The sequence below is a fragment of the Alcaligenes endophyticus genome (assembly GCF_026344035.1).
In the GTDB taxonomy this organism is placed as follows: domain Bacteria; phylum Pseudomonadota; class Gammaproteobacteria; order Burkholderiales; family Burkholderiaceae_B; genus Alcaligenes; species Alcaligenes endophyticus.
The window spans coordinates 93,901-107,152 of sequence record NZ_JAPKND010000004.1 but is presented as its reverse complement, the minus strand read 5'-3'; the positions used below and the strand labels follow the sequence as shown (position 1 = coordinate 107,152).

12 protein-coding genes are annotated in these 13,252 nt (G+C 48.9%); 9 read left to right on the top strand and 3 right to left on the bottom strand.

What is annotated here, in order from left to right; genetic code table 11:
* Window positions 1-15: 15 nt before the first annotated feature.
* On the bottom strand, window positions 16-921 hold the full coding sequence (gene prpB / locus OSH01_RS08875; protein WP_266123739.1) for a methylisocitrate lyase: 906 nt from the start codon (window positions 919-921) through the stop codon (window positions 16-18).
* Between the two features lie 204 nt (window positions 922-1,125).
* Here prpB and prpR point away from each other — a divergent pair, with 204 nt between their 5' ends.
* Window positions 1,126-3,060: a propionate catabolism operon regulatory protein PrpR gene (gene prpR / locus OSH01_RS08870; protein WP_266123738.1), complete on the top strand. Its 1,935-nt coding sequence runs from the start codon at window positions 1,126-1,128 to the stop codon at window positions 3,058-3,060.
* Window positions 3,061-3,122: 62 nt separating this feature from the next.
* Here the strand turns inward: prpR and OSH01_RS08865 are convergent, their stop codons facing one another.
* Window positions 3,123-4,112: a malate dehydrogenase gene (locus tag OSH01_RS08865; protein WP_266123737.1), complete on the bottom strand. Its 990-nt coding sequence runs from the start codon at window positions 4,110-4,112 to the stop codon at window positions 3,123-3,125.
* Between the two features lie 322 nt (window positions 4,113-4,434).
* Between OSH01_RS08865 and OSH01_RS08860 the strand changes: the two genes are divergently transcribed.
* The 7 genes from OSH01_RS08860 to gltA all read left to right on the top strand — a co-directional run bounded on the left by OSH01_RS08860 (window position 4,435) and on the right by gltA (window position 10,171).
* Window positions 4,435-5,169 (top strand): GntR family transcriptional regulator, encoded by a 735-nt coding sequence (locus tag OSH01_RS08860; protein ID WP_266123736.1) that lies wholly within the window; start codon window positions 4,435-4,437, stop codon window positions 5,167-5,169.
* Between the two features lie 94 nt (window positions 5,170-5,263).
* Window positions 5,264-5,677 carry a succinate dehydrogenase, cytochrome b556 subunit gene (sdhC, locus tag OSH01_RS08855; protein WP_266123735.1) on the top strand — a complete coding sequence of 138 codons (414 nt, stop codon included), beginning with the start codon at window positions 5,264-5,266 and terminating at the stop codon, window positions 5,675-5,677.
* Complete coding sequence (sdhD, locus tag OSH01_RS08850; RefSeq protein WP_266123734.1) at window positions 5,677-6,060, top strand: succinate dehydrogenase, hydrophobic membrane anchor protein; 384 nt, start codon at window positions 5,677-5,679, stop codon at window positions 6,058-6,060. The genes sdhC and sdhD overlap by 1 nt, the downstream gene beginning before the upstream one ends.
* 2 nt (window positions 6,061-6,062) lie before the next feature.
* Window positions 6,063-7,841, top strand: a complete 1,779-nt coding sequence (gene sdhA / locus OSH01_RS08845) for a succinate dehydrogenase flavoprotein subunit (protein ID WP_266123733.1) — start codon at window positions 6,063-6,065, stop codon at window positions 7,839-7,841.
* A 15-nt stretch (window positions 7,842-7,856) separates the two neighbouring features.
* On the top strand, window positions 7,857-8,573 hold the full coding sequence (locus tag OSH01_RS08840) for a succinate dehydrogenase iron-sulfur subunit (RefSeq protein ID WP_266123732.1): 717 nt from the start codon (window positions 7,857-7,859) through the stop codon (window positions 8,571-8,573).
* A 14-nt stretch (window positions 8,574-8,587) separates the two neighbouring features.
* The gene (locus OSH01_RS08835; RefSeq protein ID WP_266123731.1) at window positions 8,588-8,848 is read left to right on the top strand and encodes an FAD assembly factor SdhE; all 261 of its coding nucleotides are present in this window, start codon (window positions 8,588-8,590) and stop codon (window positions 8,846-8,848) included.
* Between the two features lie 18 nt (window positions 8,849-8,866).
* Window positions 8,867-10,171 (top strand): citrate synthase, encoded by a 1,305-nt coding sequence (gene gltA, locus OSH01_RS08830; protein ID WP_266123730.1) that lies wholly within the window; start codon window positions 8,867-8,869, stop codon window positions 10,169-10,171.
* A 193-nt stretch (window positions 10,172-10,364) separates the two neighbouring features.
* On the opposite strand, the gene OSH01_RS08825 is transcribed toward gltA, so the two are convergent.
* The gene (locus tag OSH01_RS08825) at window positions 10,365-11,126 is read right to left on the bottom strand and encodes an FCD domain-containing protein (protein WP_266123729.1); all 762 of its coding nucleotides are present in this window, start codon (window positions 11,124-11,126) and stop codon (window positions 10,365-10,367) included.
* Window positions 11,127-11,346: 220 nt separating this feature from the next.
* On the opposite strand from OSH01_RS08825, the gene OSH01_RS08820 reads away from it, so the two are divergent.
* Complete coding sequence (locus OSH01_RS08820; RefSeq protein WP_266123728.1) at window positions 11,347-13,125, top strand: L-lactate permease; 1,779 nt, start codon at window positions 11,347-11,349, stop codon at window positions 13,123-13,125.
* Window positions 13,126-13,252 lie beyond the last annotated feature (127 nt).

Below are 13,252 nucleotides of genomic sequence, written 5' to 3'. Positions count from 1 at the left end.
GCCGTGGCACTTTGATCAAGAATTTTTGTTTTTCTGAAATAAAGCGTCTAGGCTGCGCTCAAACTCGTGATAGCCAATGCGGTCGTAGAGTTCCTCGCGACTTTGCATCAAGCTAATAACTTCTTTTTGATGGCCCTCTTGGCGGATGGATTGGTATACCTGTTCGGCTGCTTTATTCATTGCTCGGAATGCAGATAAAGGATACAAAATGATTTGTACACCTACAGATGCCAGTTCGTCGCGAGTAAATAAAGGAGTTTGTCCAAACTCAGTAATGTTTGCCAGTACGGGAACGTCTAAGGCATCGGTAAAGCGTTTGTAGCTTTCCAAGTCGTAGCAAGCCTCTGCAAAAATACCATCAGCACCCGCTTCTACGCAAGCAATAGCACGTTCCAGTGCCGCATCTATGCCCTCTACGGCAATGGCATCGGTGCGCGCCATAATGAAAAAGTCGGGATCAGTGCGAGCGTCAGTAGCGGCTTTGATGCGGTCAACCATTTCACCTGCACTGACGATTTCCTTGCCTGGGCGATGGCCGCAGCGTTTGGCGCCGACTTGGTCTTCGATATGACACGCCGCAGCGCCAAATTTGATCAAGCTTTTAATAGTGCGAGCGATGTTGAACGCTGAAGCGCCAAAGCCGGTGTCGATATCTACCATTAGTGGTACATCGCATACATCGGTGATACGACGTACATCGGTCAGCACATCATCAAGAGTGTTGATGCCTAAGTCTGGTAAACCTAGCGAGCCTGCTGCGACGCCACCCCCGGACAGATAAATGGCGCGATAACCGGCGCGCTTTGCCAGCAGGGCATGATTAGCATTGATAGCACCGATGACTTGTAACGGTTGTTCTTCACGCAAGGCTTGGCGAAATGCGGCACCGGCAGAGTGTAGAGAGGTATTGGCTTGGCTCATGATCGTCCTTTTGGTCTAGAAAAGAATAGTAGATTGATAAGTGCATTAAGCAAAAATCATGCCAGTTTTTAAATGGATGCGGTTGTTTTCCTAAGGCCGAGTGTATCAGGCGCGGCGCTATCGATAATCAGAGAAAAAAAATGATGGGCTGCAGGATGCTGTTAAGATGTTTCATTTTTGAATCGTTTTCGTTTCAGGTGTTTCATGGTCGATACTGCCGCTGGTCTAAAGAATAGGTCTGACACTAGGCTAAGAATTGCTGCAGTAGGCATGCATGGGTTGCGTGACATGCTGGAGCAATTGGCGCCTGAGTATGCGCATCGGGCTGATATTCTTATCATTGACAAGGGGTATGAGCAGGCCGTGCAAAGTGTGCAAGCACTTTTGCGTCAAGATGGCGTGGATGCAGTTGTCTCTGCTGGTTCTAATGGGAGTTACTTGCGGGCTCATTTGCCCGTGCCAGTTGCAACCGTGCGTGCAGGAGGGTTTGACCTGATGGAGTTGCTAGCCCACGCAGCAAGGCAAACCCGCAGCCTTGCGATGGTCGTGCACGGGCAAATCCCTGAGGGCTTGCGGGCGTTGGTCAGTGAATTTTCCCTCCCTGTGCATTTGCTGAGCTATCAGGACGAGGATCAGGCAAAAACGTGCGTGCAACGTCTACAGGATCTAGGGGTGGAGGTGGTGCTTGCTCCAGGCTTGGTGGTGGATTTAGCACGAGCGGTGGGGCTGCAGGCGGTGTTGTTGTATTCGCCTGCAGCCGTTAGGGCAGCCATGGAGGATGGCATCGAAATGGCCCGCGCTGCGCGTGCTGAGGCCGCGCGCCATGATAGATTACGAGCCATGCTAGGCCATTTACGCGACGGGGTGTTGGCGGTGGATGTGCATGATCGTGTGTATGCATTAAATCCCTCTATGTTGAATGTAGTGAATCTTCAGGAGGCTGATCTGCTTGGGCAGGTTCTGCATGAGGTGCAGCCCGAGCTGAGCTTGCAAGCCATTTTGCGTAGCGGTAAGCCCGAGTTGGAGAAAGTTCAGCAGATAATGGGGCGTACTTTGGTTGTGACTCGTCTTCCCATTATTGAGCAGGGGCAATTAAACGGTGCGGTTTTGGTGTGTCAGGATCCGGCTGCTATTCAGCGAGTGGATCGTAGCTTGCGTAGCCGTCGTTCACGTACAGGCAAGGCGACAAGATATACCCTTGATGATCTGATTGGACACAGCGATGTCATGCAATCTTTACGCGCCGTCGCACATGCTTACGCACGTAGTAGTGCCACGGCGCTAATTGTGGGTGAGAGCGGAACCGGTAAAGAGCTTTTGGCGCAAGGGGTACATAATGCCAGTGCGCGTCACGCCCAACCTTTTATAGCGGTTAATTGTGGAGCTTTTCCCGAGTCTTTGCTGGAAAGTGAGCTGTTTGGCTATGTAGAGGGCGCTTTCACTGGCTCAAGCCGGGGGGGGAAAATAGGCTTATTTGAGGCGGCTCATACCGGTACTTTGTTTTTGGACGAGATTGGCGAACTCCCGCTTGCCTTGCAAACTAGATTGTTACGAGTGCTGCAAGAAAAGGAAGTATTGCGTATTGGAGCTATCGAACCTACACCGCTTGATGTGCGGGTAATTGCCGCCACGCACCAAAACTTAGAGTTGTTAGTTGAGCAAGGTCGCTTTAGGCAGGATTTGTACTACCGCCTCAATATTCTGGTGCTAAAGCTTCCACCTTTACGGCAGCGACTCGAAGACTTGCCAGCGCTGATGCAGCATTTACAGCAAAAGTTGGCGCATGACCTAGGACTGGATGCGACGAGTCAAGCCAGCTTGTTTCATGCGCTGTTACGCTTGGGCGTAGGGTATGCATGGCCAGGTAATATTCGCGAGCTGGAAAACATTGTCGAACGGGTGCTCGTTTTGGGTATGGCGGGTTTACTAACAAAAGAGCAGCAATTGAGCCAAATCGTACCTGAGTTGTATGACAGGCAGGCAGAGGGTGGGGGGGAATGGCAAGTGCGCCAGCATCAGGATGAGCAACGTTTACTAGAGGCTGTGTTGGCAGAGTGTGGTGGCAATCGAGAGCAGGCGGCAAAAAAATTAGGGATTAGTCGTAGTACCTTGTGGCGGCGTTTAAATCGTTCTACTTGAGTCGCGAAAGACAAAAACGGCACCTTATGTAAGGTGCCGTTTGAGCATAAAACAGGCTTGGCTTATGCCAGCAAGTCTTTTACCCCGTCACGCTCTTCCAAGAGTTCGTTAAGCGTGTGATCCATGCGTTCGCGTGAGAAAGCGTCGATCTCTAAGCCTTCAACGCGTGTGTATTCACCGTTTTCGGTAATAACAGGTACGCCGTAAATAATACCTTCAGGGATACCGTAGGAGCCATCTGAAGGTACGCCCATGGTTACCCACTTACCGTTAGAGCCTAGAACCCAGTCACGAATGTGGTCAATGGCTGCATTGGCAGCGGAGGCTGCGGAAGAGAGGCCGCGCGCTTCGATGATGGCGGCGCCACGCTTACCAACTTTAGGAATAAAGGTATCGCGGTTCCAAGCTTGATCGTTAATCAGAGCGTCGATTTTCTCGCCATTAACGGTGGCAAAGCGTGAATCAGGGTACATGGTTGGGGAGTGATTGCCCCAAACAATCAGATTTTCGATGTCGGCAACCGCTTGCCCGGATTTAGCGGCTAATTGGGATAGTGCACGGTTGTGATCTAGGCGCAGCATGGCGGTGAAATTTTTCGCTGGCAGATCGGGAGCCGATTTCATTGCAATGTAGGCATTTGTGTTGGCCGGATTGCCGACAACCAAAACTTTCACATCACGACTAGCGACCTTGTTCAGTGCGCGACCTTGAGCGGTGAAGATCTGAGCATTGAAATTCAGTAGGTCTTTGCGTTCCATACCTGGCCCGCGAGGACGCGCGCCGACAAGTAGAGCGATATCAGCATCTTTAAAAGCACTTTCTGGATCGCTGTGTGCGGACATTCCTTGTAGGAGGGGGAATGCACAATCGTCCAGCTCCATCATGACGCCTTCTAGCGCCTTCTGGGCTTTTTCATCGGGTAGCTCCAGCAATTGCAAAATAACTGGCTGGTCTTTGCCTAGCATTTCTCCGGATGCGATACGAAATAGCAGGGCATAGCCGATTTGTCCGGCTGCGCCGGTGACGGCAACGCGCTTGGCTGGTTTGGACATGAGAGTATGACTCCGTAGGTGTTGAAAGTCGGTCGTAAAAATAGAGTGTAATCCTTCGAGCCTTATCTAGGCTGATGGATGATATAAAAATGATACAAAGGGTCTGCTAAAGAGCTAGACTGATTTGCGCAGCCTAGTGTAAAACTTACTGCGCGTCAAATCATCTTATATCTTATATAAGACAGAAGAGTGTTAGACATTCAGCCTAATGCATGCGAAAATTGAGCGGTGTTATTTGTAAAGTAAGTCGTGTCCTGTCAAGAGAGTGGTACGCTTGGGTGTAATAAGGTGAATCATTTTTTGACTGAAAATCGAATCAACAATGACTAAAACAGCGATTAGTGCGGCATACAGTCCGTTATACCAACAGATTAAGGCTTTGCTGCTGCAAAGTTTGGATCGTGGTGAGTGGAAGCCGGGCGAGTCTATCCCTAGTGAGTTTGAACTGGCTGCGCGTTATCAGGTCAGCCAGGGTACGGTGCGCAAAGCTATCGACGAGTTAGCAGCGGATAACCTGCTAATACGTCGACAAGGCAAAGGTACGTTCGTGGCCACGCATCACGAAGCCAATGTTCGTTTTCGTTTCTTACGTCTCACTCCTGATAGTGGCAGAGTGGGCCTTTCTACCAGCCAAATTCTCGATTGCACTCGTCTTAAAGCGCCGGCTGACATCGCTTTGTTACTCGATTTACGCACGGCAGATATGGTCGTTAATTTGCGGCGCGTCTTATCATTTGATGATAAGCCAACTATTTTTGATGATATTTGGTTACCTGGCACGGTTTTTAAAAAACTCACTCTGGAATTGGCTGAGAAAAACAAAGGGCCTATGTACGCTTGGTTTGAAAGTGAGTTTGGTGTAAGTATGGTTCGTGCTGATGAGAAAATCGAGGCGGTTTCAGCTAATGATGAGGCGGCAACGCTTTTGCAGGTGACACCCGGAAGTCCTTTGCTGCACGTTGAGCGAGTATCATTTACCTATGGCGATCGACCTGTAGAGGTTCGTCGTGGTTGGTACCTCACAGACAGGTTCCATTACCGAAACCATCTCAACTAAGCGTTCAATATACGTAATTGATGCTGCACGGCATCGTTAAATCAGCGAAAATACCTAGGTTTATTTTATTTTTTTACTTTTATTCGAGGCCATCATGTCTGATACCGCACCTAAGCAGCGTCCGCAGTATCGCAATATCAGCGTGCCGCAGATATTAAGCTACCGCTTGCCCTTGGCTGCAAAAGCATCGATTTTGCATCGAGTCAGTGGTGCTCTACTATTTCTGTGTTTACCGCTAGTGATATTGCCACTATTTGCGCTGAGTGTTAGCTCACCTGAGTCGTTCGCCAGCTTACGTAGTTATGTTGATAATCCCTTCTGTAAGTTGATCGTGCTGGCCTTGATCTGGGGCTATATGCACCACTTCTGTGCTGGGATTCGTTACCTGTGCTTAGATCTGCAAATGGGTAATGATAAACATAGTGCGAAAAAATCGGCTACTGCCGTCTTCGCGGTGAGCCTAGTGCTGACTGCTATCTTTGGCCTGAAACTATTTGGAGTCTGGTAATGGCTAATCGTGAACGCATAGGAGCTCATCGCCTGGTAGTGGGTGCGCATTACGGTACGCTTGACTTTATTGCTCAGCGCGTAACAGCTGTCATTATGGCTATTTATACCTTAGTCATTGTGTTCGGTATTTTGTTTACCAGCGAACTTAATTATGAGTCTTGGCGCCATCTGTTTACTTTTCACGTGGGCGCTTTGCCGCTAGGGCAGTTGTTGGCCACGCTGTTTTTCTTCGCTTTGTCTTGGCACGCCTGGATTGGCGTGCGTGACATCTGGATGGATTACGTTAAGCCTGCCGGCTTGCGTCTGTTATTGCAGACGCTCACCTTGCTCTGGCTGATTGCTTCCATCGTCTATTTCGCAAAAATTCTTTGGAGTCTGTAACCGTGGCTGCTGTCAAATCTTCTTTGCCTCGCCGCCAGTTTGATGTGGTGGTAGTTGGTGCCGGTGGTGCCGGCATGCGTTGCTCCCTACAACTTGCTCAGGCAGGGCTGTCTGTTGCCGTTCTTTCCAAAGTGTTCCCAACGCGTTCGCACACTGTCGCTGCACAGGGCGGTGTGAGTGCCTCTTTGGGCAACATGAGCGAAGACCATTGGTATTGGCACATGTACGACACGGTGAAAGGGTCCGACTGGTTAGGCGACCAAGACGCCATTGAATTTATGTGTCGTGAAGCACCGCACGCTGTGTATGAGCTTGAGCACTTCGGTATGCCCTTTGACCGTAACGCCGATGGCACTATCTATCAGCGTCCATTTGGTGGTCATACTGCCAACTTCGGTGAAAAACCTGTACAACGCGCCTGTGCTGCAGCTGACCGTACTGGGCATGCCATGCTGCACACCTTGTATCAGCGCAACGTGGCCGCTCGCACGCAGTTTTTTGTAGAGTGGATGGCCCTAGACTTGCTGCGTAACGAAGCAGGTGATGTGCTGGGTGTGACTGCCCTGGAAATGGAAACGGGCGATATCTATATTCTTGAGGGTAAGCGCGTAGTGTTGGCCACAGGTGGTGCCGGTCGTATTTGGGCCGCGTCTACTAACGCCTTTATTAACACCGGTGATGGCCTAGGTATGGCCGCACGTGCAGGGCTTCCGTTGCAAGATATGGAGTTCTGGCAATTCCACCCTACAGGGGTGGCTGGTGCAGGAGTCTTGATTACCGAAGGGGTACGAGGCGAAGGCGGTATTCTACTCAACAAAGATGGCGAGCGCTTCATGGAGCGTTATGCCCCTAACCTGAAAGACTTGGCCCCGCGCGACTTCGTTTCGCGCTCAATGGACCAAGAAATCAAAGAAGGTCGTGGTTGTGGTGATGGTAGTTACGTGGTCTTGAAGCTGGATCATTTGGGCGCTGACGTCATTAAAAAGCGTTTACCGTCTATTCGAGAAATTGCGATCAAGTTCGGTAACGTTGATCCTATCAAAGACCCGATCCCTGTAGTACCCACAATTCATTACCAGATGGGTGGTATTCCAACCAACTATTACGGCCAGGTTGTGACGCAAACTGCCAGTGGTGAAGCAAAAGTTGTGAATGGTCTGTACGCCATCGGTGAGTGTGCGGCTACTTCCGTACACGGAGCTAACCGCTTGGGCACGAACTCCTTGCTCGACTTGATCGTGTTTGGTCGTGCAGCAGGTAATCACATTGTTGATTCGCATCCCGAGCGTGACCATGCTCACCAAGAAATCAACGAGTCCACCATCGAATTCTCCATGGATCGTCTGAACCGTATGGAAAGCCGCACCTCAGGCGAAAAAGCACAGGATGTCGGTGAGAAAATTCGTCACGCCATGCAGGCTCATTGCGGTGTATTCCGCACTATGGATCTGCTAGAAAAAGGCGTGGAGAAAATAGAAAGCTTGGTGCCAGAAGTCGGTCAAGTGTATTTCAAAGATAAATCTAAAGTCTTTAATACGGCACGTATTGAGGCGTTGGAAATTGAAAACATGATTGAAGTGGCTCGTGCAACGACGCGCTCTGCCGCAGCTCGCACAGAAAGCCGTGGCGCACATGCCTTGAACGACTACCCTGAGCGGGATGACAATAACTGGCTGCGTCATACCTTATGGTTCTCCGAAGGCAGTAAGCTTGAGTACAAGCCTGTGCAGATGGAGCCCTTGACTGCCGAGAGCATTCCTCCCCAAGCACGGACTTTCTAAGACAGGATTACTGAAATGAGTCAAACCCGTACCCTTAAGTTTGAGATCTATCGCTACGATCCCGACAAAGACGATCGTCCTTACATGCAGAAGCTTGAAGTCACTTTGAAGCCAACAGATAAAATGCTGTTGGATGCCATTGTGCGCATCAAAAATGATATCGATGATAGCTTGGCCATTCGTCGCTCATGCCGTGAAGGTGTGTGTGGTTCAGATGCCATGAATATCAATGGTAAGAATGGTCTGGCATGTACGACTAACTTGAACGATCTTAAGCAGCCCATCGTGTTGCGTCCGCTACCAGGTTTACCCGTTGTACGTGACCTGATCGTGGATATGACTAACTTTTTTGATCAATACCATTCGGTCAAGCCTTTCCTGATAAACGATGCGCCTCCGCCCGAGAAAGAGCGTTTACAAACGCCCGAAGCGCGTGAGGAGCTGGATGGCTTGTACGAATGTATTTTGTGTGCCTGTTGCTCCACTTCGTGCCCGTCATTTTGGTGGAATCCCGACAAATTTGTTGGTCCAGCAGGTCTATTGCAAGCATACCGCTTTATCGCCGATTCTCGTGACGAAGCCACCGGTGAGCGTTTGGATAACCTAGAGGATCCATATCGTCTTTTCCGCTGTCATACCATCATGAACTGTACGGATGTATGTCCTAAAGGATTAAATCCGTCACTTGCCATCGGTAAGATTAAGGAAATGCTTGTACGGCGCAGTATTTAAGGAGCGTGTCAGGCATGGGAACCTTATCAGAGCTAGAGCGCGCACGTTTAAGATGGCGCGCCCGTCGGGGCTTATTAGAAAACGATTTAATCATTACTCGGTTTTTAGATCGTTTTGAGTCCGAGTTGACGGAAGTTGAAGTCTCAGCTTTGACCCGTTTATTCGTTATGGATGATACGGAGTTACTAGATGTACTGCTAGCTCGTAAAGAGCTAGAGGGTCCCTACGACACGCCTGACATCCGGCGCCTAGTTGCAGTTATGAGAGAGCTTTAATCTTTGAGGAAGTAAGTGATGGAATTGTCAGATAAAAAGGCTACGCTATCGTTTTCCGATGGCACTTCTCCTATCGAGTTCCCGGTTTATAAAGGATCGGTAGGTCCAGACGTAATTGATATCCGCAAGTTGTACGGCCAAACAGGTATGTTTACCTATGACCCAGGCTTTATGGCTACCGCTTCATGTGAGTCGGCTATCACTTACATTGACGGTGATAAAGGTGAGTTGCTGTATCGTGGGTACCCCATTGATCAGCTGGCGCAGAAATGCGATTTCATGGATGTGTGTTACCTTATTTTGAATGGCGATTTACCGAATGGCCAGCAAAAGCAAGAGTTTGACTCCTTGGTAACCAACCACACCATGGTTCAAGAGCAAATGCAGCACTTTATGCGTGGCTTCCGTCCTGATGCTCATCCAATGGCTATTATGACGGGTCTGGTCGGTGCGTTGTCATCGTTCTATCATGACTCCACAGACATCACTAATCCCCATCACCGTCATGTCTCGGCAATACGCTTAATTGCGAAAATGCCAACTTTGGTGGCGATGACCTATAAGTATTCTTTGGGCCAGCCTTTCATCTATCCAAAAAACGACCTGTCTTACACGGGTAATTTCTTGCGTATGATGTTTGCTACGCCTTGTGAAGACTACCATGTCAATGAAGTGGTAGAGCGCGCTCTGGATCGCATCTTTATTTTGCATGCAGATCATGAGCAAAATGCATCTACTTCAACTGTGCGTTTGTGTGGTTCATCGGGTACTAATCCATTTGCAGCTATCGCCGCCGGCGTAGCGTGTTTGTGGGGCCCAGCTCATGGCGGTGCTAACGAAGCATGCTTGAATATGCTTGAGCACTTGCAGGCAAATGGTGGCGTGGCAAAAGTGGGCGAGTTCATGGAGAAGGTTAAAGATAAATCTTCTGGCGTGCGCTTAATGGGTTTTGGACATCGTGTTTACAAAAACTACGACCCACGTGCAAAACTTATGCAAGAAACCTGCAAAGAAGTGCTGAGTGCCTTAGGCCTAGAAAACGACCCATTGTTCAAGCTGGCCATGGAACTTGAGCGCATTGCGCTGGAAGATCCTTACTTTGTAGAGCGTAAACTGTACCCTAACGTAGACTTCTACTCAGGTATTGTGCAGCGTGCTATTGGTATTCCTACCTCTTTGTTTACTGCTATTTTTGCGTTGGCACGTACAGTAGGCTGGATTGCCCAGTGGAACGAAATGCTATCTGATCCAGATTACAAAATTGGCCGCCCACGTCAACTGTATGTTGGCTCACAGCGCCGCGATGTTAATCTAGAGCGTTAATTCCGTTCTCGCTGTGTTATGAAAAGCTGCGCTTTTCATTAAAAAACACCCCAAAAATAGGCGATGCCTGTAAATTTTGGGGTGTTTTTATTGTTGATACCCTAAATATGTTCGCTAGCGTCCCTTAGGGCAGTTTAGTGCCCAGTTTGTCGACGCGAACAAGCCGCCGTTTAAACGTAGAGCATACTTATTTTTAATTATGTAATTGTACTTTTAGACGCTCTAAGCGTTGTCGACGGGCATCATCTTCCTCTACTTTGCGTATGCTGTGTTGTACATAATCTAGGTGTCGCTCAGCATGTGATTTTGCATTTTTCGCATCACCCATCAGTATCGATTCCATCAGTGCATGATGCTGCTGCGTCAGCTTTTCTACCGCACGACGATCATGAAACTGAAAAATAATACGTCTATTTTCATGCACGGTAGAAAAAAGCAAATTTACTAAACCACGCATAACTTGCAGCATAACGGCGTTTTGGCTGGCCTGTGCAATGGCTAAATGAAATTGCGCATCCGCTTTCGCAGCCTCGAAAACAAGATTTTGTTCTTGCAGCTTAATCAAATGATCAAAGCTGCGTTCAATGGCGTCTTTGTCTTTGGGAGTGGCGCGTAAAGCGGCAAACCATGCGCAACTGCTTTCTAGGGCACGTCGTGCTTCTAAGACATCGTAACGATAATACACGTCGCTTTGCAGGAGTGCGTTAACTGGCGTCATAAACTCGGCGCGCCATTCTGCATAGTCTTTTTTAATATAGCTGCCACCGCCATGACGAGTTTGTAACAAACCCTGGCTGCCTAATATACGTAATGCCTCTCGTATGGGGGCTCTGGAGCTATTAAGTAGCTCACACAGTTTACGTTCTGAGGGCAGGCGATCCCCAACAGCTAAGGCTTGTTCTTGAATCAGTATTCTTATCTTTTTGGCGAGTATTTCAGAAAGAGGTATAGACATAGAGGGTGTTTTACTAGAGTGGTCTTACCAGTTTAGCGTTTTTCTTGATTTTTAGTGCGTTTTTCAAGGGTTATCTCGGATAAGCGCCAGATGGTTAGACTACTAAGATAAACGCTGCTTACAAGACGACGAGCTTAATGGGTGTTTTATTAAGCCAAAAAAACCAGCTGCCGTGTAGGCGGTCTAGGCGAGTCGCAATTTATCTCTTAAGGATGAGTTTATGACTAACGTTTACACTTTGTTGGCGCTTGCGCCTATCGCAGTGGTCTTTGTGTTAATGGTGGTGCTGAGCCGCTCCGCAAAGACATCTATGGGGGTTGCCTATGTAGTAACAGCCGTCTTGGCATTAGCGGTTTGGGGAACGCAGCCCACTGTCGTGGCGGCTGCTACGGTGCATGGTCTGGTAACGGCCGTGACCCTATTGTTCATTGTGTTTGGCGCTATTTTGTTGTTGAACACACTTAAAGAAAGTGGTGCCTTGCATGCCATTCGCCAAGGCTTCATGGATGTTTCGCCAGACCGCAGAATCCAAGTCATTATTGTTGCTTGGTTGTTTGGGTCGTTGATTGAAGGATCTTCCGGTTTTGGCACCCCTTCAGCTGTGGGTGCACCGTTGCTTTTAGCCTTGGGTTTCCCCGCTATGGCAGCTGTGATGGCGGTTTTGGTGATTCAGTCTACGCCTGTATCTTTCGGTGCTGTGGGCACGCCCATGATAGTGGGGGTCATGTCGGGTATTGATAATAAAACGGATGTAGCCCAGGCCATTGCTCCCCTGAGCCCAGTGGAGTATTTGCAGCTTATTGTGGCCGATGTGGCGTTGCTGCACGCCTCAATCGGTTTGTTTATTCCTTTGATACTATGTGGCTTGCTCACGCGCTACTTTGGTGCCGAGCGCTCATTTACTCAAGGTCTAAAAGCCTGGCGTTTTGCGTTGTTTGCAGGCCTCGCTTTTACCGTGCCTTACTACTTTATAGCGATCACCTTAGGGCCCGAGTTTCCGTCTATGTTAGGCGCTATGATTGGTTTGGCTATCGTCATTACTGGAGCGCGTAAAGGGTGGTTTCAACCTAAAGAAGTATTTGATTTCCCGCCGCGCAGTCAATGGGAGTCACAATGGCTAGGAACCTTGTCTTTAGATGCTGACGAACAGGATACTAGCGCACCGCGTTTTTCAGTGCTGCGTGCTTTTTCACCCTATTTATTAGTGGTGTTAATGTTGATCGTGACCCGTATTATTCCGGAAGTTAAGGCCTTTCTAACCGGGCCTATCGCGACGATTAAATTTAGTCAGCTCTTTGGTACAAATATCACTAGTTCTGCGCAGTTTCTCTACTCGCCAGGTTTTATGTTGATACTCGTGTCTTTAGCGTGTATTGCTATTTTCCGAATGAATGGTAGTCAGTACATGACAGGTGTGCGACGCTCCGCAAAAACAATGCTAGATGCCGCACCCGCGCTATTGTTAGCCGTCCCTATGGTGCAGGTATTCATTAACTCTGCCTCGGCTGATGGTAGCTTACTCAGCATGCCTTTGATGTTGGCTCAAGGGGCTGCTGCGATAGCAGGGGAGGCCTGGCCTAACTTTTCACCATGGGTGGGAAGTTTAGGTGCTTTTATTGCGGGTTCGAACACGGTGAGTAATATGATGTTCGCTTACTTCCAGTTCTCTACCGCTCAGCATTTGGCGTTGAATATTGATCAAACCGCGGTAGTGGTGGCCTTGCAAGCGGTGGGCGGAGCTGCCGGGAATATGATTTGTGTACACAACGTTGTGGCGGCTGGGGCAGTGGTAGGCATGATGAACCGTGAAGGTGAAATCGTACGTAAAACCCTAATTCCTATGTCGTACTATGCCATTCAGGCTGGCTTATTAGGGCAAGCCTTAATTACTGGCAATATCCTGTGGGGTATTGCAGCCGTTGTTTGGCTGGCAGCGTTTTTGGGTATCAACAGTTTTTTCAAAGGAACTGCACCAGTCTTACGCTCAGTTGCACCCTAAAACCTATTATCGCTAGGTGTATGGTTTTGTGTAACATAAGTGAATGACCACCGGGTTTTGCCAGTGGTCATAAAAAAAGCCAAGTTCCGATGGGGAACTTGGCTTTTTGCATGGCCTAGTGTTTAAG